The sequence below is a fragment of the Saccharothrix espanaensis DSM 44229 genome (genome assembly GCF_000328705.1).
Lineage (GTDB): Bacteria > Actinomycetota > Actinomycetes > Mycobacteriales > Pseudonocardiaceae > Actinosynnema > Actinosynnema espanaense.
In genome coordinates this window covers 6,543,704-6,566,497 of the sequence record NC_019673.1, presented here as the reverse complement: position 1 = coordinate 6,566,497, position 22,794 = coordinate 6,543,704, and the positions used below count along the sequence as shown (strand labels likewise).

Sequence of the window (22,794 nt, the reverse complement as noted above, 5' to 3'; positions counted from 1 at the left end):
TCCGCACCGCCGTCCGCTGACACCGATCGAGAGGGGAACCCACCGTGCGCGTGCTATTCACCGCCAACCCGGGGACGAGCATCTTCATGAGCATGGCGCCGTTGGCCTGGGCCCTGCGCACGGCGGGGCACGAGGTCCGGTTCGCCACCCAGCCGTTCTTCTCCGACACCATCACCCAGGCCGGGCTCACCGCCGCGCCGGTCGGCCGCAGCTCGAACTTCGACCGGGTCCTGGTCTCCATGGGCATCACCGACGAGATGGTGGAACAGGCCAGGTGCGGGCTCTCCGAGCCCTACGACGTGGTCGAGGACCCCGACAACGCCACCTGGGAACGCGTCTTCCCGCCGTACGAGGCGGAGGTCGAGCGGTACAAGTACGAGACGTTCCCGATCATCGGCGGGCTGGTGCAGCTGGCGCTGTCGTGGAAACCCGACCTGGTCGTCTGGGAGCCGTTCACCTACGCCGGTCCGATCGCCGCCAAGGCCTGCGGCGCGGCCCACGTCCGGCTGCTGTGGGGTGTCGACGTCTACGCCCCGACCCGGGAGATCTTCCTGCGGCTCAAGGACGAGCAGCCGCCCGAGCGGCGGGCGGACCCGCTGGCCGAGTGGCTCGGCGGCTACGGCCGCAAGCACGGCTTCGAGTTCACCGAGGACATGACCTCCGGGGACCTGACCGTCGACCTGCTGCCCGCCTCGCTCCAGGCCGAGACCGGACTGCCCCGCGCGCCGATGCGGTACGTGCCCTACGGCGGCGCGGCGACCGTGCCGAAGTGGCTGTGGGCCGCGCCCGAGCGCCCGAGGGTCGCGCTCACCCTCGGCACCACCGCCACCGAGCACTTCGGCGGGTACACCATCGACATCCAGGACATCCTCGACGCGCTGGCCGACCTGGACGTCGAGGTGGTGGCCACCGTCGCCGAGCCCGAGCAGAGCAAGCTCGCCCGCGTCCCGGACAACGCCCGCGTCCTGTCCTACGTGCCGCTGCACGTGCTCGCGCCCACCTGCGCCGCGGTCATCAACCACGCGGGCGGCGGCACCCTGACCACGTTCGCCCTGCACGGCGTCCCGCAGCTCACGCTGCCGCACCACTTCGACGAGCCGATCCTCGCCCGCAAGCTCGCCGAGCAGGGCGCGGGCCTGGTGATCGGGACCGCCGAGGCGAGCGGTCGGACCATCCGCGACGCGGTGCTGCGCCTGCTCGGCGAACCCCGCTTCCGGGACGGGGCGAACCGGCTGCGCGACGAGCTGCGCGCCATGCCCTCGCCCAACGATGTGGTGCCACAGCTGGAAGAACTCGCCGCCGCGGTACGGGCCGGCCGGTGACACCGCTGCGCCGACCGCCCGCCACCGCGCGGTCACGCCTGACCTGAGAGAGGAGAACACCATGCGCGTGCTTTTCGTGGCCAGCGCGGAGAAGACCATCTTCCTGTCGATGGTGCCGCTGGCCTGGGCCCTGCGCACGGCCGGGCACGAGGTCCGGGTGGCGAGCCGGCCCGCCTTCGCCGACACCATCACCCAGGCCGGGCTCACCGCGGTACCGGTCGGGCGCGACGCCGACACCGCGAAGCGGATCGAGTCCCGGGAGACGGTCGAGCTGGCCCGCAAGGGCCTGCACCCGCCGTGGGACTGCGTGGAGGACGACCGGTTCGCCGAGTGGGAGCGGATGCTCCAGGGCCACGTCGAGGTCGTCGAGAAGTGCCACCACCTGGAGAACTTCCCGATCATCGCGGGCCTGGTCGCCTTCGCCCGGTCGTGGCGGCCGGACCTGGTGATCTGGGACCCGCTGGCCTACGCCGGGGCGATCGCGGCCAAGGCGGTCGGGGCCGCGCACGCCCGCGTCCTGTTCGGCATCGACGTCTGGGGCGCCACCCGGGACCACTTCCTGCGGCTCAAGGCCGAGCAGGAGCCGGACCGGCGCGCCGACCCGCTCGCCGAGTGGCTGGGGGCGTACGGCGGCCTGCACGGCGCGGAGTTCGCCGAGGACATGACCACCGGGCACTTCACCATCGACCAGCTGCCGGCCAGCCTCCAACTGGCGACCGGCCAGGAGGTCGTGCGCACCCGGTTCGTGCCCTACGGCGGCCCGGCCGCCGTGCCCAAGTGGCTGTGGACCGCACCCGAGCGGCCCCGGGTCGCCCTGACCCTCGGCACCACCGCCACGGAGTACTTCGACGGCTACACGCTGGACGTCCAGGAGATCATCGACTCGGTGAGCGAGCTGGACATCGAGCTGGTCGCGACCATCGCCGAGGCCGAGCAGGCGAAGCTCAGGAACGTCCCGGACAACGTGCGCCTGGTCTCCTACGTGCCGTTGCACGCGCTCGCGCCCACCTGCTCGGCGGTGATCAACCACGCCGGGTTCGGCACGCTGAGCACGTTCGCCATGCACGGCGTCCCGCAGCTCCTCCTGCCCTACCACTTCGACGAACCGCTGTTCGCCCGCAAGTACGCCGAGCAGGGCGCCGGGCTGCGGATGCACGTCGTCCGGCCCACCGGCCCGAAGGTCCGCCACGGCGTGCGGCGGCTGCTCACCGAGCCCCGCTTCCGCGAGCGGGCCGCCGCCCTCCAGTCGGAGGTCCGGGACCTGCCCACCCCCAACCAGTTCGTGGCGCAGCTGGAAGAGCTGACCGCGAAGTACCGGACAGGTGCGTGATCGGGATGCGCGTTTTGTTCACCGTCAACCCGGAGAAGACCATCTTCCTGTCGATGGTCCCGCTGGCCTGGGCGCTGCGCACGGCGGGGCACGAGGTCCGCTTCGCCAGCCAGCCGCGGTTCACCGACCTGATCACCCAGGCCGGCCTGACCGCCGTGCCGGTCGGCCGCGACAGCGACCCGTGGCGGACGCTGGTGCTCGACCCCGACCTGATCGACGTGGCGCGGGCCGGGCTGCCGCCGCCGTGGAACGTCGCCGAGGACCCGTCCAACGCCGACTGGGACGACCTGCTCTTCTTCCACCGGGACGCGGTCGCCGACACCCACAAGCCGCAGAACTTCCCGATCATCGCCGACCTGGTCGCCTTCGCCCGGCACTGGAAGCCGGACCTGGTGGTCTGGGAGCCGTTCACCTACGCCGGGGCGATCGCGGCGAAGGCCAGCGGCGCGGCGCACGCCCGCGTCCTGTGGGGACTGGACGTCTTCGCCGCCACCCGGGAGATCTTCAAGCACTTCGAAGCCCGGCAGCCGGCGGAGAAGCGGGCCGACCCGCTCGCCGAGTGGCTCGCCTCCTACGGCCGCCGGTACGGGTTCGAGTACACCGAGGACATGGCCCTCGGGCAGTTCACCGTCGAGCAGCTGCCGATCTCGCTGAGCATCCACGGCGACACGCACTACGTCCCGATGCGGTACGTGCCCTACGGCGGTCCCGCCGTGGTGCCCAAGTGGCTCTGGGCCGAGCCCGAGCGGCCGCGGGTCGCGCTCACCGTGGGCACCACGGCGATGGACCGGCTCGCCGGGTACGGCGTGGACTTCCAGGGCATCTTCGACGCGGTCGCCGACCTCGACATCGAACTGGTCGCCACCATCGCGGAGTCAGAGCAGAAGAAGCTCACGAACGTCCCGGACAACACGCGGGTCGTGCCGTTCGTCCCGCTGCACGCCCTGGCGCCCAGCTGCTCGGCGGTCATCCACCACGCCGGGTTCGGCACCCTGAGCACGTTCAGCGCGCACGGCGTGCCACAGCTCGCCCTGCCGTGCCACTTCGAGGGGCCGCTGCTGTCGCAGCTGCTCGTCGAGCAGGGTGCCGGGCTGGCCGTGCACTCGGACGTCGCTACCGGCGAGCTGGTCCGGGAGAACCTGCTGCGCCTGCTGCGGGAGGACGGCTTCCGGGCGCACGCGGCCTCGCTGCGCGACGAGGTGCGCGCCCTGCCCTCGCCCAACGAGCTGGTGCCGCGGATCGAGGAACTCACCGCCGTGCACCGGCCCGCGCCGCAGTGACCGCCACCGAGGACCCAGGAGGAGCAGCCGGCATGGGCCACGTCAAGTTCGTCGTGCTCAGTCTCGCCAGGAGCGGGACCACGCACCTGATGTCGTTGTTGAACCGGTCGCCGGGCGTGCTGATGCACGACGAGATCTTCCACCCGGAGCACTGGGACCGGATCGTCGGCGACTCCGCGGAGCTGCGCGCGATCCGGCCGAGGTCGCTGCGCGCGGTCGCCGTCGCGAACACCGTGCTCTCGGAGTGCCCGCCGGGGCGCACCCACATCGGCTTCAAGATGTGGCGGGAGCAGTCCGCGGCGGTCTGCCAGCAGGTGCTCCAGGACCCGGAGGTCCACAAGATCATCCTGGAGCGGGAGAACAAGCTCGCCTCGTACTCCTCGCTGAGCAAGGCCAACATCACCGACGTGTGGAACGTGACCGAGCGGGAGAGCCTCGACGCGGGCTACGCGAAGCGGGAGATCGAGCGGTTCGACCCGGCCGCGTTCCGCGACCACGTCAAGCGGCGCACGAGCATCTTCCGGTACTACCGGGAAACCGCGCGCGGACCGGTGGTCAACCTCACCTACCAGGGGCTGGTCGGCGGCACCGACCACGCCCGCTGCCTGGAGTTCCTCGGGGTGGCCCCGCCGCGGGACCAGCCGGCGGAGTTCCGGCGGCTCAACTCCGCCGACATCCTCGACCGGTTCGCCGAGTCCGAACGGGACCGGGTGCTGGCCGCGCTCGCCGAGGTCGGCCACCCGGAGTGGGCCGAACCCGAGCTGTAGCCCCGACGACGAAGGTGGCCTCCCCCTCGACGGGAAGGCCACCTTCGTCGTGCGTGCCGGACCGGGCCGCGGCTACGTCGCTCGGTGCGCCGTGACGATGACCGCGCCTTCGGTCTGGTCCTCGTCGTGGTGCTCGGCCCAGTCGATGTCCTCGCCCATCTCCAGGATCTCGGCCATGTCCTCGGGCAGCTCGCCGTGCTCCGCCCGGTAGGACTGCAAACCCTGGTAGATCTTCGAGAACGTGTACTTGGTGTGCTCGGTGATGTCGCTGAGCTCGTCGAGCTCCAACCCGGCCACCCGGCAGTAGTCCGAGTACCGCTCGGCCACCGTCGGCGGCCCGGCGCACCAGGTCGCCGCCACCATCGCGAGGATGTAGGCCTGCTCCTCGTCCTCCAGCGCCGCGCCGCGCAGCACCTCGTCGGTGAGCACCACCCGGCCACCGGGCCGCAGCACCCGGGCGACCTCCTTCAACGCGTCACCCCGGTCGGGCATGTGCCCCATGGACCCGAGCGCGAACACCGCGTCGAACGACCCGTCCTCGAACGGCAGCTCCATCGCGTCGGCGAGCCGGAACGAGACCTTGTCCGCCAGCCCGGCCGCCGCCGCCGTCTCCCCGGCCCGCGCGACGTCCTTCGCGCTGACCGACACCCCGACGACCTCCGCGCCGGTCCGCTCGGCCAGCCGCACCGCGGGCCGGCCGATGCCGCAACCCAGGTCCAGGACCCGCGCGCCCCGCTCGACGGCGAGCTTGTCGATCACCAGGTCGGTCAGCCGCGTGGTGGCCTCCTCGAACCCGGCCTCGTCCTCCGGGCCGTTCCAGTACCCGTAGTGCATGTTGCCGTGGTAGATCGTGGTCAGCACCTCGTGGTTGCGGTCGAAGTAGTCACCGACCTCCTCCGGCAACGGCGCGACGAACGGCTGGACGCCCTCGTTGTAGGCCCGTGCGGTGTCGCGCAGTCCTTGTGTGCTCATCCGAAATCCTTCCCGTCTGCCTCGTCGACGAGCAGTTGGTCCGCGTGCGCGGACAGCAGGTCGCGCGCGGCGCGCACCTCGGCGCCCAGCGGGCGGTCGGCGTCCAGCGGCGGGCAGATCCCGGCCAGCTCCGCCCAGACGCCCTCCGCGGCGTGGCCGGTCATGGCCGCGAGCTGCGCGACGCCCACCGCCAGCGACCCGACCGTCAGCCAGCCGAGCTCCAACGCCTCGAACACCGAGTTCGCCCCGTTGAGCGCCATCGGCACGTGGTCCTGGTTCCAGCCGTTGGTCGGCAGGGTGGTCAGCGAGGCGGGGAACACCAGCTGCCGGATCCGCGAGACGAACGAGGTCGCGCTGATCTGCACCCCGGCCAGCCCGGCACCGCGCCCGGCGCGCGGGGTGAGCATGGGCGGCAGGTCGCCGTTGGTCACCGGGCTGACCAGCAGACCCAGCTGGCGCTCGGCCAGGTAGGCGGCCATGTGCATGGCCAACCCGATCTGGTCGGAGGCGAAACCCACCGGCATGGCGTGGAAGTTGCCGCCGTGCAGCAGCTCGCCCTCGTAGGTGATCGGGTTGTCCTGGCAGCCGTCGACCTCCCGCGCCAGCACGTCGCCCGCGCCGTCGAGCTGGTCGAGCACCGCGCCGAGCACCTGCGGCGCGCACCGCAGGCTGTACGGCTCCTGGAGCGGGCGGCTGCCGTCGCGCACCATGCCCCGGGGCAGCCCCTGCCGGATCCACTCCGCCGCGGTCAGCTGACCGACCTGGCCGCGCGCGACACCGTGCCCCACGTCGTAGTGCTCGGGATTGGCCCCCAGCAGGGTCGCCAGCCGCGCGGAGAGCACGGCGCAGGCGCGGACCAGCCGCAGGGCGGACCGGTGGTTGAGCACAGCCACCGCGAGGCTCGCGCCGGTCCCGTTGACGAACGCCAGCGCCTCGCGCACCGGCCAGTCGAACGGCTCCGCCCCCAGCGCGGCGAGCGCGTCCACGGCCGGCACGGTGGACCACCGGCCGTCGGCGTCCCGGGTCCACGCCTCGCCGACACCGGTGAAGGCGAGCGCGGCGTGCGCCAGCGGTTGCAGGTCGCCGCTCGCGCTGACCGTGCCGTGCCGGGGGATCGCCGGGGTGAACCCCTTGTTCCACAGGTCGGCGAGCTTCTGCCAGAACACCGGCGAGACCGCCGAGTACCCCTTGCGCATGTTCTGGATGCGCAGCCAGAGGATCAGCCGCGACACCTCCGGGGCCAGTGGCGCGCCCTGGCCGGTGCCCAGGTGCGAGATCAGCGAGCCGCCCTGCTCCAGCTCCGAGTCGGCGTCGAACAGCACCAGCGGACCGAAGCCCTGCGTCAGGCCGTAGATGGGCTTGTCGGACTTCAGGTACTCCTCGATGGTGCGCGCGCTCGCGCCCATCCGGACGATCTCCTCGTCGGTGCACGAGGTGAGACCGGCGTCCCACCCGGCGCTGCGCACGACCCGGGCCAGGTACTCCCTGCTGCTGAGCCGATCAGCCTGACGTTCCACGACCTGCGTCACCTTGTCCCAACCTCCGCGTCGTCTGTTTCTGGAGCTTGACCGTGCCGCAGCTTTCCCAGCGGGGACCGGTCGATCCGGGGCACCACCCGCACGCTCTTCGGGCGCACGCCCAGCCGCGCGAACGCCGCCGGCAGGTCGAGGTCGGACAGCACCGTCCCGTCGCGCAGCACCACGAGCAGCTCGACGTGCTCGCCGATCATCCGGTCGAAGATCGGCACCAGGGCGAGGTCCGCGCACTCCAGCGCGGCCCGCACCGAGTGCTCGGCCTCGTCGAGGTTGATCCGGCGGCCGTTCACCTTGACCAGCCGCCCGGCCCGGCCGACCAGCCGGAACGTCCGGCCGTCCAGCGGCACCACCCGGTCGTCGGTCTCCCAGGTGGCGGGCGGCGGCCGGCCGGGCTCGAACGCCAGGCGGGGACTGCTCACCACCAGCGGGACCTCGTCGTCCGGGCCTTCGCCCGGCCCGCCGGCGAACGCGACGTCCGGGAACAACGTCCACGCCGGGGGAGTGCCCGCCCGCCACTGCCGGAACGCGATGCCGCCGGCCTCCGTCGACCCCAGCACCTCCACGATCCGGGTGCGCTCCGGACCCGCCTCCGCCAGGAACTCCCCGGCCGCGGCGGGCAGCACGGCGCTGCTGTAGAGCACCGTGACGTGCTCCAGGCCGCGCACCCAGTCCAGGTGCTGGAGCAGCAGGGTGAAGATCCACGGCGTCGCCACCACCAGGACCCGGCCCCGGCCGACCTCCGGCATGGCGCCGAAGAACGTCGGGCGGTACCAGGCCGGGATCCCCAGCCGGGCCGGGACGAGCACGCTGGCCAGCGCGCCGTAGACGTGCGTCGGCGGGGCGAAGCACACCGCCGCCTCCGGCCCGTCCGGCGCGACCAGGTCGGCGAGCATCCCCGCCTCCAGCCACAGGTTCTCCCGCAGCCGCCGCCTGCTCCGGCTCGGGCCGGTGCTGCCCGAGGTGCGGAAGTCGACCGTCGGCGGGGTGGTCGCCCACAGCGCGGCGGCGGCCGGCACCGCCGCGTCCCACCGCACCGACCAGGCGTCCTCGGTGACCCCGGGTGCGGCGAAGCCGAGCCCCAAGAGCTCTTCCGGACTCAGTTCTGCATAGCCCACCGGCACTCCCTTCCCGTCCGCGCGTCGTGCACAACCTCCCAAGCGCCCGACACCGGCGGTCACCCCAGCGACTGGGCGATCTGCATCAGGTACCGGCCGTACTCGGAGTTCTTCATCCCCTCGCCGAGCCGGTGGCACGCGTCGGCGTCGATGTAGCCCAGCCGCAGCGCGATCTCCTCCAAGCACGCCACGCGCACGCCCTGGCGCTGCTCGATCACCTGCACGTACTGGCCGGCGGCCAGCATCGAGTCGTGCGTGCCCGCGTCGAGCCAGGTGAACCCGCGGCCCAACCGGAACATGCTCGCCCGGCCCTGCTTCAGGTAGTGCCGGTTGACATCGGTGATCTCCAATTCGCCGCGGGCCGACGGAGCCAGCCCGCGGGCGATCTCCACCGCGTCGGAATCGTAGAAGTAGAGGCCGGTGATCGCGTTGTCCGAACGCGGCCGGAGCGGTTTCTCCTCGATCGAGACGAGATTGCCCCGGTCGTCGGTCTCGCCGATCCCGTAGCGCTCCGGATCGGACACCGGGTAACCGAACAGCACACACCCGTCGAGCCGTTCGCGGGATGCCCGGAGAATACGCGAGAACCCGGCACCGTGATAGAGGTTGTCGCCCAGGATCAACGCGGAGGGCCCACCGTCGATGTGGTCCGCGCCGATCAGCAGCGCGTCGGCGATACCGCGCGGCTCGGTCTGCTCGGCATAGGTGATGTCGAGCCCGAGGTGCGACCCGTCGGACAGCAGGTTCCGCAGCGCCGGCAGGCTGTCCGGTGTCGAGATCACCAGGATTTCCCTGATCTGGGCCAGCATGAGCACCGACAGCGGGTAGTACACCATCGGCTTGTCGTAGATCGCCAGCAGTTGTTTCGACGTCGACTTCGTGAGCGGGTACAACCGCGTACCACTGCCCCCGGCGAGAATTATCCCCTTCATGGACCGACCCGTTCGTTGCTTTTGGGGAACGCGCAGGATTGCCGGTCACCACGAGGGCGCGACCTGACGAGCGCCCCCGGACCGTCGATGTTTTTATCTTACAGCGATCATGGCACCGCGCCGCCGGATCGGCGGACCGGAAAGCTCCCGGCGCACCGGCCCGGCCGCCGCCGGCGGACCCGGTGAATAGACTCGGACTCCGAACCTTTCCCGAGGTCGGCCACCTCCGCCGAACCGCCGGACCGGTGGCCCGCGACAGCGAAAGCCACCGGCGGACTAATTGTATTTCACGACGGGCCGCGAGAAGATCGCCGAACGAACAGCCCCGGTGCGCTCGGCCACCGGCCGGCACGCCGCCACCGGTCCGCCGCCGTCTCGCCGGCGGGACGGCGCACCACCCCTGGCGAGCACGGTGTCACCACGACCACCGGCGTGCCGCCCGAACCGCGGTTCCCCCGCCCTGCCGGGCTTCCGCCACGCCGGCACCCCGCGTTCTCGACCACCCATCACCTCAGCAGTGCGATCGACGCCACCGGGCGGAGATCGGCCGAACAGCCTTCGCGACGGAGAAGCAGCGAAATGACCATCACGTCACCTGCGCCGGCGGGCCGGCTCAACAACGTCCGCCCGATGACGGGCGAGGAGTACCTGGAATCACTGCGGGACGGCCGAGAGGTCTACATCTACGGCGAGCGGGTCGACGACGTCACCACGCACCTGGCCTTCCGCAACAGCGTGCGCTCCATCGCGCGGCTCTACGACGTGCTGCACGACCCGGCGTCCGAAGGTGTGCTGCGGGTGCCCACCGACACCGGCAACGGCGGGTTCACCCACCCGTTCTTCAAGACCGCCCGGTCGTCGGAGGACCTGGTCGCCGCGCGCGAGGCCATCGTCGGCTGGCAGCGGCTGGTGTACGGGTGGATGGGCCGCACCCCGGACTACAAGGCGGCGTTCTTCGGCACGCTCGACGCCAACGCCGAGTTCTACGGGCCGTTCGAGGCCAACGCCCGCCGCTGGTACCGCGACGCCCAGGAACGGGTGCTGTACTTCAACCACGCGATCGTGCACCCGCCGGTCGACCGGGACCGGCCCGCCGACCGGACCGCCGACATCTGCGTGCACGTGGAGGAGGAGACCGACAGCGGGTTGATCGTCTCCGGCGCCAAGGTGGTCGCGACCGGCTCCGCGATGACCAACGCGAACCTCATCGCGCACTACGGGCTTCCGGTGCGGGACAAGAAGTTCGGCCTGGTGTTCACGGTCCCGATGAACTCGCCCGGCCTCAAGCTCATCTGCCGCACCTCCTACGAGCTGATGGTCGCGACGCAGGGCTCGCCCTTCGACTACCCGCTGTCGAGCCGGCTCGACGAGAACGACTCGATCATGATCTTCGACCGGGTGCTGGTGCCCTGGGAGAACGTGTTCATGTACGACGCGGGCGCGGCCAACTCCTTCGCCACCGGGTCAGGCTTCCTCGAACGCTTCACCTTCCACGGCTGCACCCGCCTCGCGGTCAAGCTGGACTTCATCGCCGGCTGCGTCATGAAGGCGGTGGAGGTCACCGGCACCACGCACTTCCGGGGCGTGCAGGCGCAGGTCGGCGAAGTGCTCAACTGGCGCGACGTGTTCTGGGGCCTGTCCGACGCGATGGCCAAGTCGCCGAACTCGTGGGTCGGCGGCTCGGTGCAGCCGAACCTCAACTACGGGCTCGCGTACCGCACCTTCATGGGCGTGGGCTACCCGCGCATCAAGGAGATCATCCAGCAGACCCTCGGCAGCGGGTTGATCTACCTGAACTCCTCGGCCGCCGACTGGAAGAACCCCGACGTCCGCCCGTACCTCGACCGCTACCTGCGCGGCTCGCGGGGCATCCAGGCGATCGACCGGGTCAAGCTGCTGAAGCTGCTGTGGGACGCGGTCGGCACCGAGTTCGCCGGCCGGCACGAGCTCTACGAGCGCAACTACGGCGGCGACCACGAGGGCATCCGGGTGCAGACCCTGCAGGCGTACCAGGCGAACGGCCAAGCCGCCGCGCTCAAGGGTTTCGCCGAGCAGTGCATGTCCGAGTACGACCTCGACGGCTGGACGAGGCCCGACCTGATCAACCCCGGCACCTGATCAACCTCTGCACCCGATCAGATCCCGCGCCTGATCGACCCCGGGCCGGCCCGGACCGGCGGAGGACGTGGTGAACCCGGCCGGGTTCACCACGTCCTCCGCGGACCTCACACCGTGTCTTCCGGTCAGGACGACCCGCTCACCGGCGCGTCTCCCCGCGTGCGCGCGGGAAGGCTCCACTGTGGCCGGACCAGGGTCGAGGTCGGAGATCGGTGGGGGACATCAGGGTGGAACATCGGGCACCGCTCTCCCGGCGCCCGCCTCTCACGCGTCCTGCGGCTCCAGCTCCAACTCGCGCTTCGCGGCGGCGTCGAGCGCGGTCATCACCCACTGCTCGTACCGCTTGCTCGACCTGCGGGCCGCCTCGCGCCACTGCTCGATCTGCTCGTGGTCCACGCTGAGCTTGAGCAGCGCCACGCTGACCGGCTCCGGGATCTGGCCGTTGTTCTCGGCCAGCCGCCGGTGGTTGCGCAGCTGGTTGCGCGACCAGTTGCCCTGCTCGGCGCGGGTGAGCCACTTGTCCTGCTCGTCCGGCGAGAGCGCCGCGACCTCGGCGTGGTGCTGGAAGCTCAGCTTCTCGTGCCGACGCCACAGCTCGAACCGCCGCGCGACCCAGGCGTAGTTCCGCAACGTCTGGTACTCCAGCCCCGCCATCTCCACCGCCTGCCGGTACCGGCCGACGTAGTTGCTCTGGCCGTAGATCAGCCAGTCGCCCAGGCACCACGCCGAGGAGTCGGCGATCCGGGAGAGCTGCAAGCCGGCCCGCTCCCAGATGTCGAAGTTCAGCGCATCCGGGATGCGCAGCCCGACGCGCGTGGTGAGGATCCGGCTCTTCGAGGCACTTCCCCCGCGCTGGACGGGGGGACCGTTCCGCGCGTACCCGACCGAAGCCGTGTCCCTCTTCTGCAACTCGTTCAGCGCCACGTCTCGCTAGCCCTTCCTGCTTCGTCGGATGTGCCACCGACCGACGGCCGACCGGACCCGTGCCCGGCGCAAGTGCCGGGCACGGGTCGATCGCCGCGGTCCGCGGCGTGAGGTCGCCGGAGTGCCCGGGTGTCGCGCCGTGGCCGGTCGCCCCAGTTGAGCGGCCACGACGAAACCGGTGGACGGTCGGGAACGACCGCCACCGGGGCTGCGTCCGGCGATTTCTTTCCGGCACGTCAAAGGAATGACCTGCCCCCAGTCCTGGTAAAACGGCAGCGCGGGGTCGACAAGTCGGTGTATTGGCGGTATTCCATCACCCGTAACTCGGTGGAACACCGCCGGAACTTGCCCCCGGCTGCGCGCTCAACGCAGGTCGCCGTCAGGTCGTGCGGGGACCTGGCGGCGTCTCGAGCCGATTGTTCGCTGCATTGTCGCCACCCAGGTGGCCGGGCAACCCTGCTCTTCGCGTGTGGCCACAGACCGAAATTTAGTCACCGGAGCGGCCGGCAGTCTTGGATAAAATCGTCGCCCCCCGTCCGGCCGATCCGGCCGGGTTCTCGGCTATACTCACCCGCTCCTGCCGGAACTGGCTGATCGAGCGGCCGGCGAGCGCGGTGAACTCGCGGCTGAGGTGCGCCTGGTCGTAGTAGCCGCACGCGGCCGCCACCTCGGCCAGCGGCGCACCGGCGACCAGCAGCCGCAGCGCCCGCTCGAAGCGCAGCACCCGGGCGGCGGCCTTGGGCGGCAGCCCGATCTGCTCGCGGAACCGGCGTTCCAGCTGCCGCTGGCTCCAGCCGGTGGCGCTGACCAGTTCCGCGATCGGGATCGTGCCGCTCGTGCGGGCCAGCAGGTACCACGCCGTCTGGACCTGGTGCGAGCACGGCCGCATCGACCGCCACCGGCTCAGCTCGGCGTCGACCAGGCCGAACCGCTCGGTCCAGTCCGCGGCGGCACCGAGCCGCTCGGCCAGCCCGTGCACGCGGTCGCCGAGCAGTTCGGCCGCCGGGACCGCGGTGTCGGTCAACTTGTCCATCGACCTGCCGAAGAGCGAGAACGCCGCCCACGGTTCGAGCACCACCTCGATGCCGTGCAGGTGCCCGTGGCAGTGGAGGTGGACCGGCCGGGTGCGCAAACCGGAAACCCGCGACGTGGCGGTTGCCGGTGACCCGGCGACATCGGCGGTGGTGCACTCGAACAACAGCACCATTGACGTCACCGCGGCCGCCACGTCGAGTCGGCGCTGCGGAACGTGAAATTCACGACGAAACCCCAGATATTCCCGCACACCCGGCCGCAGGCGGGCTGCCGGGGCGGCGGTCACCGACTCCCGAACATTATCTGAACCATAAAATCCCCCTGGCCCCCCCATGGAGTACTCCCTACGTGTAATCCTGGCTCGTGCGCCCCACGTGGGGCACACAATACACGTTTGGGGCACTCGCCGGAGCTTTCGGACAAAACGACCCGGTCGGTGCGGGAAAGCCCTTCGGTCGCACATCGCCCCGGTCGGCAGGGGATTCCGGTTGCGCCCGGCGGGAGATGTTCGCACGCCTGGTGAGCATGGTGGACACCCATTCGACCGAACGTCGGAGCGACTGAGAGCCGTTCTGTGGCTGGAATCTCCGACCGCGACTCCGATCCGTCACAATCGGTCACCAAGTGGGACGTACGACACCCGAACGGAGTGAAGTGTCCTGGGTCACCGAGCCAGGACGCCTATTCACTTACCACCAATCCGCAAGACCCGCCACTCGACCCGGGCCGCAGACAACCACCCCGAAACCCGCCTTAATACGGCCGCCCGCCCCGCCCGCGCACCCCGCCCGTGCGGCCCCCAGTCGCACCACGAACCGTTCGGCAAGCCGAACGCCACCGGCCCCCGTACCAGCCTCGCCTCACTCACAAGCTCTCCCTCGGCCCACCCGAGCGCTCTCCCTCGGCCGGTGGGGAACCCCCGGACCCCCAGTTCGCAGCCGGCGCGAGAACTTCCCGCCACACATCCAAGTCCGCCCACGAGCACCGCACAGCCCCGCCACGTGGGCGACCGGTGTGGCGGTCGCGGTTGGGTGGGGCGTGGGGTGGAGCCGTTGTCTGCCAGGGCGAGGATCTTCGCCATCACTCGCTTCCCGGCGGCCTCCGGTGCCACCCTCGTCGGGGCCTCTGCGCTCCGCCTGGACGCTCCGCCTGAGCGCGACATCATTTTTTCAGGCAACGAAAATGATCTTGATTTGGTGCCTGAACACCGGTCCATTCGCCCGATTTGGTTACCTAGGCCGGAAACTGCGGTTTCCGGCCTAGGTTGGTGGCGTTCAGTCAGTGCGCACAGCGTCCAATCATCACCCGGTTGTGGCGGACCGGCTCTTTCGCACGGTCCACTTCACCGCGCGGGAAGAGCCGTCGGCGGTTGTCGAGTGGCCGATGACGACGCCGTTGTTGTTGATGGCCACCGGAACGCTGTGGGTGCCGCCCAGGGTGCCCAGTTCGACCGCGCGGCCGTTGCGCCACAAGAACGCGCGCTGTTGCCCCGACGCCGAGCTGTAGCCGATGATGTCGCCCTTGTCGTTGATCGCCAGCGCCTCCGACGGTCCGGGCACGTTGAGCACGACCTGGCGCCCGCCGCGCCACACCGTGGCCCGCCGGACGCCCGACGCGTCCTGCGTCCACCCGACGACGTGGCCGCGCTCGTTCACCGCCTGCTGGGAGGACGCGACCGCGCCCACCCCGCCCGGCAGCACCGTCACCGCGTCGCCCTGCCAGCGCAACGGCCGGTTGTCGCGGTTGCCGACGATCACGCCCGACTCGTTCGCCGCCACCACCGCGTACGGGCCGGTTCCCGGCGCGGCCGCCAGGCGCGTGCACGACGTCTCCTGGCAGCGGAACGCGTTCTTGTCGTCGCCGAACATCGGCAGTTGGGTGCCGGCGGTCAGGCCGTTGTCGGTGATCACCGAGATGCTCAGGTGCGGGCCGCTGACCGACAGGCCCACGTGGTGGTCCGTCTTCCACACGGCCGCGGCCTCTTGGTGGTACCCGTACGGCGAACGGGAGTACGTGATCGGCACGTCGCCGGTGGCGTTGATCGCGTTCGCGATCACCCACCCCGAACCGGACGGGGCCAGGTTGGTCGTCGTGCCGGCGTGCCAGATCCTCGGGTGCTGCTGGTAGGTGCCCCCACTGGTCATGGACTCCAGGCTCAGCACCTGCCCGCGGGCGCTGATCGCGGTGGCGTTGCCGCGACCGAGGTCCACCGGCGCGCCGCCGTTCCACAGCACGGCCCGCGAGCCGGTGCTGCCCGAGTTGGTGCCGGCGACCTCGCCGTTGTCGTTGAGCCCCACCACGCGGGCGGTGCCGCCGGCCAGGGCCGGGAGTTCGGTGATCGTCACGCGGGGCGCTGCGGCCTCGGCGGGTGTCGCGAGTGCGAGCGGCAGGGCGGCCGCCAGCAGGAGTGGTACCAGGACGCGCTTGTGGGGCATGGTCGCTCCGATGTGGTGAACGTTGGCGGCGCGTCTCGGACGCTAGCGGCGGTCGGGTGGAATCTGCGTCCGCCGGATAGCGGAATGATCACGGCATCAGCCGGGATTCTGGTCACGTCGGGGCGCGCGCGTGCTCCGACTGGGCTGAACGCGCACGGAATCCGGCCCGGCGGAGGTCTGGACCTCCTCGCACGCGAACGCGCCGAGCGTCGTCGCCGAGCCCACCATCGACCGCTGCGGCAGTTCCGGGGGACCTGGTCCGGTGGGCGACGACCACGGGATCATCGATCGAAGTCGATGTAGTGGCGTGTGATACATCGACGGTGTTCGATTGACCGGGGGAGTGGCGGCTGCTGAAGATGGCGGCATGAGGACTTCCCGATGACGCTGACCGTGGACGACGCCCAGCGCTACGCGGACCGGTTCGCCTGTCTGGCCGACCCGACCCGGGTCCGGCTGCTGCACATCGTCGCCACCCACGGGGGCGAGATCGCGGTGGGCGCGCTGGCCGACGGGCTCGGGGTCAGCCAGTCGACCTGCTCGCACCACGTCCGCCGGCTCGCCGGGGTCGGGTTCCTCAGGGTGCGCCCGGACGGCCCGGCGACCCTGGTGTCGGTCGACCCCGCCGCCCGCGCCGGTCTGCCCAGCGCCGCGGACGCCGTGCTCGGCACGGTCGCCCGGCCCGCCCCGGTGACCCCGCCGCCGGACGTACCGGTGCGCGCCATGACCGAGGACGACTGGGCCGACGTGCGGCGGATCTACGGCGAGGGCATCGCGACCCGCAACGCCACGTTCGAGGCGGAGGTCCCCAGCCGCCGCACGCTGGACGCCAAGTGGCTGCCCGACCACCGCTGGGTCGCCGAGGTCGGCGGTCGGGTCGCGGGCTGGGGCGCGGCCACGCCGGTCTCGTCGCGCGAGTGCTACGCGGGGGTCGCCGAGACCTCGATCTACGTGGCCGCGCACGCGCGGGGGCGGGGTGTCGGCAAGGCGGTGCTGCACCGGCAGGTGGCGGCCGCCGACGAGGGCGGGCTGTGGACGTTGCAGACCGCGATTTTCCCGGAGAACCGGGCGAGCATCGTCCTGCACCACGCTGCGGGGTTCCGCACCATCGGTGTGCGGGAGCGGATCGCGCGCCACCACGGCGTTTGGCGGGACACCGTGCTCTTGGAGCGCCGGATCGGCTGAGTCGGCGGGCGGGTGAATCCGGACCGGGAAGCAACGGGATCACGGTCGGGTGTGTCTTTGTCACCGAGGGGAGTGGCGGCCGCTCAGGTGCCGCCACGGTGATCTGGGGAGAACACCTATGACCCGCAGGAGAACACCACTCCTGGTCGCCGGGGTGGTGATGGCGGCCGTGCTGACCGCCGTGACCGGTCCCGGCTCCGCGCTCGCGGAGCGAATGCAGGAGCAGCGGCCCACGACACCCGGACCGGACGGCGTTGTCACGCTGGTGACCGGCGACCGGGTGGAGCTGCGCGGCGGGAAAGTGTCGGTGCGGGCCGGACAGGGCCGCGCCGACGTGCTGTTCCACCACTTCAAGGACGAACGGGGCGACCTGAACGTCGTGCCGTCCGACGCCGCCGCGGACCTGCGTTCCGGCCGGCTGGACGCGCGGCTGTTCGACGTCACGGGCCTGATCCGGGCCGGCTACGACGACCGGTCCAGCCCGGCCACCCCGCTGATCGTCACCTCCGGCGGCGCCCAGGTCACGGGCGGCACCCGGGAACTGCCCAGCGTCGGCGGGTACGCGCTGGAGGCCGCGAAGGACACCGCGTTCTGGTCCGGCGCCCGCGCGGCGGGCGTTGCGAAGGTGTGGCTGGACGGGCCGGTCCGGGCCACGCTCGACCGCAGCGTCCCGCAGATCGGCGCGCCGGCGGCGTGGCAGGGCGGGCACACCGGGCGCGGCGCGACCGTCGCGGTGCTCGACACCGGGGTCGACGCGACCCACCCGGACCTCGCCGACGCGATCGTGGAGGCGAAGAACTTCAGCGACAGCGACAGCACCGACGACCGGGTCGGCCACGGCACGCACGTCGCCGCGACCATCACCGGCTCGGGCCGCTACCAGGGCGTCGCACCGGACAGCAAGCTGCTGGTGGGCAAGGTGCTGGGCGACTCCGGCGGCGGTCGGGAGTCCGACATCATCGCCGGCATGCAGTGGGCGGCCGAGGCGCGCGCCGACGTGGTCAACCTCAGCCTGGGCAGTCCGTGGCCGACCGACGGCAGCGACCCGATGTCGCAGGCGCTCAACCGGATCAGCGCCGACAGCGACGTGCTGTTCGTGGTGGCCGCGGGCAACAGCGGGCCGTCGGAGCGCACCATCGGCAGCCCGGCCGCGGCCGACGCGGCGCTGACCGTGGGCGCGGTGGACCGCGAGGACAAGCTCGCGGGGTTCTCCTCACGCGGTCCGCGCCGGCTGGACGACGCGATCAAGCCCGACATCACCGCGCCCGGCGTGGGCATCGCCGCGGCGAAGGCGAAGAACGGCACGATCGGCGACCCGGTCGACGCCACGCACGTGGCGCTGTCCGGCACGTCCATGGCCACCCCGCACGTCGCGGGCGCGGCGGCGATCCTGGCCGCGCAGCACCCCGGCTGGACCGCGCAGCAGCTCAAGAGCGCGTTGGCGGGCAGTGCGGAGCCGAACCCGGCGCTGTCGGTGCACGAGCAGGGCGCGGGCCGGGTCGACGTGGCCCGCGCGACCCGCCAGGCCGTGCAGGCGTCGCCGTCCTCGCTGAGCCTGGGCACCGCGAGCTGGCCGCACGCCGACGACGCGCCGATCGAGCGGAAGCTGGCCTACCGCAACGAAGGCACGTCCCCGGTGGCGCTGCGCGTCGCGGCCGAGCTGAAGGACCCGAAGGGCAACCCCGCGCCGGCGGGCATGGCCGTGGTGACGCCGGCGGAGGTCACCGTCGCGCCCGGCGCGTCGGCGGAGGTCTCGGTGACCGTGCGGACGTCCGTGGCCGGCCCGGACGGCATCTACAGCGGCGTGCTCGTCGCGACCGGCGGTGACACCGTCGTGCGCACGCCGGTCGGCGTCACCAAGGAGGTCGAGAGCTACGACGTCCAGCTCACGTTCCGGGACCGCGACGGGGCGTTGACGCCCGCCTACTTCTACCGGTTGGTCAGCGTCAACGAGGCCCGCGCGCACCTCCAGCACGACCCGTCGGGCGTGGTGAGGGCCAGGCTGCCGAAGGACACCTACTACTTCGACGCGTGGGTGCAGGGCGAGGACCGGCAGACCACCTGGTTCGCCGAACCGAAGGTCGTCGTGGCGGGGCCCGCCGCGCTCGAGTTCGACGCCCGTGCCGGCAAGCGGATCACGACCCGCGTGGACGAGCCGGAGGCCGCGCCGGGCAACGCGTCCACGCTCATCGCGATGAAGACGGAGTGGGGCGACACCGGGTCCGGCGTCGTCGGCAACACCTTCGACCGGCAGTTCTACGTGCCGTCCCGGACGTCGTGGCCCGGCCGCGCGGCGTTCACCGTGCAGAGCGTGCTGGCCCGGCCGGACGGCGACGGCCGGTTCGTCGGCAGCCCCTACCAGTACCACGTGTCGTCCACGGACGACGGTGGGATCCCGGCGGACCTGGCCTACCGGTACGCCGACCGGGACCTGGCGCGGGTGGAGTCGCGGGTCGCCGCGTCCGGCCCCGGCCAGGCGGGTTTCCTCGACCAGGTGGCGGGCGGGCCGCTGCCGCTGCGCGTCCTGCACCGGTACTCGCCGGGCGTCGACTGGTACGGCTCGTTCACGCAGATGGCGAACCCGACGGCGTTCCCGCCCGACACCTACCAGAGCGACGCGGCGGCGCGGCGGTTCCGGGTGGGGCCGGCCACGGCGGTCGAGTGGAACAAGGCCGTGTTCGGGCCCGCGTTCCCGGCCGTGCGCCGGGCCGACGACTGGGCCGGCCGGCGCGGTGACCAGGTGCGGGTCAGCGTGCCGCTGTTCACCGACCAGGACCCCGGCCACTACGGGTACTCGCAGGTCACGAAGGCGCGCACGACGCTGCACCGGGACGGTGTCCCGGTGGCCGAGTCGCCCGACGCGGGCTCGCTGTACGCGGTCGTGCCCGCCGGGAAGGGCTCGTTCCGGCTGCACACCGAGGCGTCGCGGGACGGCGTGGCGGAGCTGTCCACGCAGGTGAGCGCCACCTGGACGTTCACCTCGGACACGGTGGCCGGCGACCCGGCGGCGTTGCCGCTGTCGGCCGTCCGGTTCGCGCCGCGGTTGGACGAGCACAACCGGGCCGCCGCCGGCCGCCCGTTCGCGTTCCCGGTGTACGTCCAGCGCAACGGGGCCGCGAAGCCGGGCGACGTGCGGGCCACCGTGCAGGTGTCGTACGACGACGGCGCGTCGTGGAAGCCGGTGCCGCTGGTCAAGACCGGTGAGCGCTGGATCGCGGCGGTGCTGCACCCGGCGGGCGCGAAGTTCGTGTCGCTGCGGGCCTCGGCCGAGGACCGTGCCGGGAACGCGGTGGAGCAGACGATCATCCGCGCCTACGCGCTGAAGTAGCGCCGGTCAGCCCGTTGGGCCCGTCGTCGGCGGGTCCAGCGGGTTGCTCCGCACGCGGCTCTCCCAGTCGGTGCGCATCAGCGCGGCGGCGGCGCAGTCGGGTTTGCGGTCGGCCTGGTCCCGGGCCCGGTCGAGGAACGCGGGCGCGAAACCCAGGCGCGGGAACCGGTCCAGCAGCCCGGCCTTGAACGGGTCGCCGAACAGGTCGAGCCGGCGGCCGGAGACGTCGGCGCTCACCGCGATCTGGAGCAGGTGGCTCTCCGGGTCCTGCTCGGCCGGGACGTCGTCGCGCATGTGCAGCACGATCACCTCGGCCAGCCGGTCGCGGCGCGCCTTGCCCCAGCCCGCGCCCGCGGCGAACACCTTGGCCAGTTGGCCGCCGGCCTCCTCGAACGGCAGCAGGTGGCTGTCGAACGCCGGCGTCAGCGCGAGGTCGTGCAGGAGCGCGGCGACGTAGAGGAGTTCGGCGTCGTGGTCGATCCCGCGCGCGGCGGCGTGGGCCGCTGCCCACGAGTACGCCCGCAGGGAGTGGTTGCGCAGCCACGGTTCCGCGTGCTCGTGGCACACGTCGTGCGCGGCACGGGCGGCGGCCGTGTCGGGTCCGGTGAAGAAGTCCACGGCGGTGAGCCTAGGTGTGCTGCCACACCGGCCGCACCCCCGACGATCACCACTGCGGCCACACCGCACGCCGGCCGAGTGCCCGACCTCACGGGTCGGCTAGGTCAGCCAGAGCACCGCGCCCGCCGCCACGGCGAAGCACAGCACCACGGGCAGCGCGCCGCCGAACCGCGAGGTCACGTCCTCCTCGCGGGTCGGGGCCAGGTCGTGCAGCCGGCGGGCCAACGCGCCCAGCTCGGCCACCGGCCGTCTGCTCGACGCGAGCGTGAACCGGGCACCCGACTCCAGCTCCAGCACCAGCCGTTCACCGTCCCGCCGGATCGAGGTCACCGCCGACCACGGCACGCGGTAGGTCCGCAGCCACGACCGCACCGACGCGTGGTCGTGGTGGAACACCGCCGACGGGCGCCCCCGCACCCACCCGGCCAGCACGCACGTCCCGGCCGTCCACAACGCCGTCAGCACGACGGGCCCGTCCAGCGTCATGGCACCGACGGTCAGGAACAGCGCCGCGGCGAACAGCCACCGCCCGGCCACCACGTCCCGCCGGTGCGGCGGCACCGGGTAGGGCAGCGGCGGGACTTCCAGCGCCACGCCCAGCAGTTCCTCGCCCGGGTCGTCGAAGCGCGGCAGCTCCCGGTGGCTCGGGCGCAGCGGCCGGGTGGGCAGCAGGACCTGGTCCGGGCCGGAGAGCACCACCCAGCCGCCGTGGCTCAGGTCGCCGACCGCCAGCATCCGGTCGTCCTCGAACGGCAGCGACACCGGCATCGACGCGAACGGCCGCCCGTCCACGGTGTGCAGCACCGCCCGTCCGCGCATGTCCGCGCGCACCAGCACTTCCACCGCCGGCGACGGGCCCGCGAACACCCGGTGCCACGCGCGCCGCCCGGCCAGGTCGCGCAACCGCAGGAACGCGGCCATGCCCAGCGAGATCGTCATCACGGTCAGCGGGAACGTCACGTCCCGGGGCTCGGCGACCAGCTGCGCCCACTCGCCGTCCACCAGCACCGGCACCTCGGACCCCACCGCGTAGCCCTCGGTCGACAGCACGTCGAACGTCCGCCGCGACGACGCGAGCTGCACGGTCACGTCGTGCTCGCCGACCGCCGTCACCCGGCCGCCGAACCGGGTCGCCGCCGCCGTGTGCTCGGCCAGGTCCGACGAGTCGACCAGGTACTTCACCAGCGCCAGCAACCCCACCAGCAACATCAGCACCGCGACCACCGTGCGCCCGGTGAACCGCGCGGGCGTCGCGTTCGGCACCCGGACCGGCGTGCTCAGCGACCCGACCACGCGGTGCTGCGCCCGCCGGGCCTCCACCAGCCACAACGCGACCAGCGCGCACGCCAGGCCGTGCAGGCCGAACGCGAGCCGGATGCCGTCGTCCGCCTCCGACACCACCTCCGTCAGCCCGAACCCGGCACCCAGGGCGCACCCCAGCACCGGTTCCCGCCACAGCAGGACGGGCGTGGCCAGCAGCGCCGCCGCGGCCACCGACAGCCACGGGTCGGGCAGGCACGGCGCGACGGGCGTGCACGAGGTCGGCGCGGTGATGGCGTAACCGAAGACGAATCCCCAGCCGGCCAGCAGCACACCTTTGTAGACCCACGCCGGCACGGCGTGCGCCTCCCAGCGGCGGAGGTCCCCGGCGGTGAACGGTCGGCTCATACCGGAGATCCTGCGGCACGGCAGGACGCCGTCCGCCACCAGCCCCGCGTAGCCGGCCGCGCCGACGACGGTCAGCGCGGACCGCGGCCGGATTCACCACGGTGAACGTGCCGACCCGGCCGTCCGCAACGAGTTCGATCACGTCGACGCCCTCGAACGGCCGGAACCTCACCGGGCTGTGCGAGGTGAGGTCGCCGGCGAACGGCGCGGTGGTCGCCGTGGAGCCGCCG

The 22,794-nt window shown here is 72.1% G+C and carries 16 protein-coding genes; 7 read left to right on the top strand and 9 right to left on the bottom strand.

The genetic code is table 11. The features are described 5' to 3' along the window. Positions 1 to 44: 44 nt before the first annotated feature. From BN6_RS28250 to BN6_RS28235, 4 genes are all read left to right on the top strand, one after another. Positions 45 to 1,322, top strand: coding sequence for an activator-dependent family glycosyltransferase (locus BN6_RS28250; RefSeq protein ID WP_015103242.1), 1,278 nt, complete (start codon positions 45 to 47; stop codon positions 1,320 to 1,322). A 61-nt stretch (positions 1,323 to 1,383) separates the two neighbouring features. Continuing rightward, complete coding sequence (locus BN6_RS28245; protein ID WP_015103241.1) at positions 1,384 to 2,652, top strand: activator-dependent family glycosyltransferase; 1,269 nt, start codon at positions 1,384 to 1,386, stop codon at positions 2,650 to 2,652. Between the two features lie 5 nt (positions 2,653 to 2,657). Further along, the gene (locus BN6_RS28240) at positions 2,658 to 3,932 is read left to right on the top strand and encodes an activator-dependent family glycosyltransferase (RefSeq protein ID WP_015103240.1); all 1,275 of its coding nucleotides are present in this window, start codon (positions 2,658 to 2,660) and stop codon (positions 3,930 to 3,932) included. Positions 3,933 to 3,964: 32 nt separating this feature from the next. After that, the gene (locus BN6_RS28235) at positions 3,965 to 4,699 is read left to right on the top strand and encodes a hypothetical protein (RefSeq protein ID WP_041314345.1); all 735 of its coding nucleotides are present in this window, start codon (positions 3,965 to 3,967) and stop codon (positions 4,697 to 4,699) included. Positions 4,700 to 4,771: 72 nt separating this feature from the next. On the opposite strand, the gene BN6_RS28230 is transcribed toward BN6_RS28235, so the two are convergent. From BN6_RS28230 to rfbA, 4 genes are read right to left on the bottom strand one after another with little or no spacing between them, the layout of a single operon-like run. Further along, complete coding sequence (locus BN6_RS28230; RefSeq protein WP_015103238.1) at positions 4,772 to 5,671, bottom strand: methyltransferase domain-containing protein; 900 nt, start codon at positions 5,669 to 5,671, stop codon at positions 4,772 to 4,774. After that, a complete protein-coding gene (locus tag BN6_RS28225) occupies positions 5,668 to 7,200 on the bottom strand; it encodes an aromatic amino acid ammonia-lyase (protein WP_015103237.1) in 1,533 nt (510 codons plus the stop codon). The genes BN6_RS28230 and BN6_RS28225 overlap by 4 nt, the downstream gene beginning before the upstream one ends. After that, positions 7,197 to 8,321 (bottom strand): class I adenylate-forming enzyme family protein, encoded by a 1,125-nt coding sequence (locus BN6_RS28220; protein ID WP_015103236.1) that lies wholly within the window; start codon positions 8,319 to 8,321, stop codon positions 7,197 to 7,199. The genes BN6_RS28225 and BN6_RS28220 overlap by 4 nt, the downstream gene beginning before the upstream one ends. A 59-nt stretch (positions 8,322 to 8,380) precedes the next feature. After that, positions 8,381 to 9,253 carry a glucose-1-phosphate thymidylyltransferase RfbA gene (gene rfbA / locus BN6_RS28215; RefSeq protein ID WP_015103235.1) on the bottom strand — a complete coding sequence of 291 codons (873 nt, stop codon included), beginning with the start codon at positions 9,251 to 9,253 and terminating at the stop codon, positions 8,381 to 8,383. 579 nt (positions 9,254 to 9,832) lie between these two features. Here rfbA and BN6_RS28210 point away from each other — a divergent pair. Next, positions 9,833 to 11,371, top strand: a complete 1,539-nt coding sequence (locus BN6_RS28210) for a 4-hydroxyphenylacetate 3-hydroxylase family protein (RefSeq protein ID WP_015103234.1) — start codon at positions 9,833 to 9,835, stop codon at positions 11,369 to 11,371. Positions 11,372 to 11,635: 264 nt separating this feature from the next. Here BN6_RS28210 and BN6_RS28205 read toward each other — a convergent pair whose 3' ends face one another. The 3 genes from BN6_RS28205 to BN6_RS28195 all read right to left on the bottom strand — a co-directional run bounded on the left by BN6_RS28205 (position 11,636) and on the right by BN6_RS28195 (position 15,765). Then, positions 11,636 to 12,295, bottom strand: a complete 660-nt coding sequence (locus BN6_RS28205; RefSeq protein ID WP_015103233.1) for an LmbU family transcriptional regulator — start codon at positions 12,293 to 12,295, stop codon at positions 11,636 to 11,638. A 487-nt stretch (positions 12,296 to 12,782) separates the two neighbouring features. Next, entirely contained in the window at positions 12,783 to 13,502 is a 720-nt protein-coding gene (locus tag BN6_RS28200) for a helix-turn-helix domain-containing protein (RefSeq protein ID WP_158509454.1), read from the bottom strand. A gap of 1,129 nt (positions 13,503 to 14,631) precedes the next feature. Continuing rightward, a complete protein-coding gene (locus tag BN6_RS28195) occupies positions 14,632 to 15,765 on the bottom strand; it encodes an HAF repeat-containing protein (RefSeq protein WP_015103231.1) in 1,134 nt (377 codons plus the stop codon). A 381-nt stretch (positions 15,766 to 16,146) separates the two neighbouring features. On the opposite strand from BN6_RS28195, the gene BN6_RS28190 reads away from it, so the two are divergent. Beyond that, positions 16,147 to 16,950: a helix-turn-helix domain-containing GNAT family N-acetyltransferase gene (locus tag BN6_RS28190; protein ID WP_015103230.1), complete on the top strand. Its 804-nt coding sequence runs from the start codon at positions 16,147 to 16,149 to the stop codon at positions 16,948 to 16,950. Positions 16,951 to 17,068: 118 nt separating this feature from the next. Further along, complete coding sequence (locus tag BN6_RS28185; protein WP_015103229.1) at positions 17,069 to 20,278, top strand: S8 family serine peptidase; 3,210 nt, start codon at positions 17,069 to 17,071, stop codon at positions 20,276 to 20,278. A 6-nt stretch (positions 20,279 to 20,284) separates the two neighbouring features. Here the strand turns inward: BN6_RS28185 and BN6_RS28180 are convergent, their stop codons facing one another. Both BN6_RS28180 and BN6_RS28175 read right to left on the bottom strand, forming a co-directional pair. Further along, positions 20,285 to 20,896, bottom strand: a complete 612-nt coding sequence (locus BN6_RS28180) for an HD domain-containing protein (RefSeq protein ID WP_041314341.1) — start codon at positions 20,894 to 20,896, stop codon at positions 20,285 to 20,287. A gap of 99 nt (positions 20,897 to 20,995) precedes the next feature. Continuing rightward, positions 20,996 to 22,564, bottom strand: coding sequence for a PH domain-containing protein (locus BN6_RS28175; RefSeq protein WP_015103227.1), 1,569 nt, complete (start codon positions 22,562 to 22,564; stop codon positions 20,996 to 20,998). Between the last annotated feature and the right edge of the window lie 230 nt (positions 22,565 to 22,794).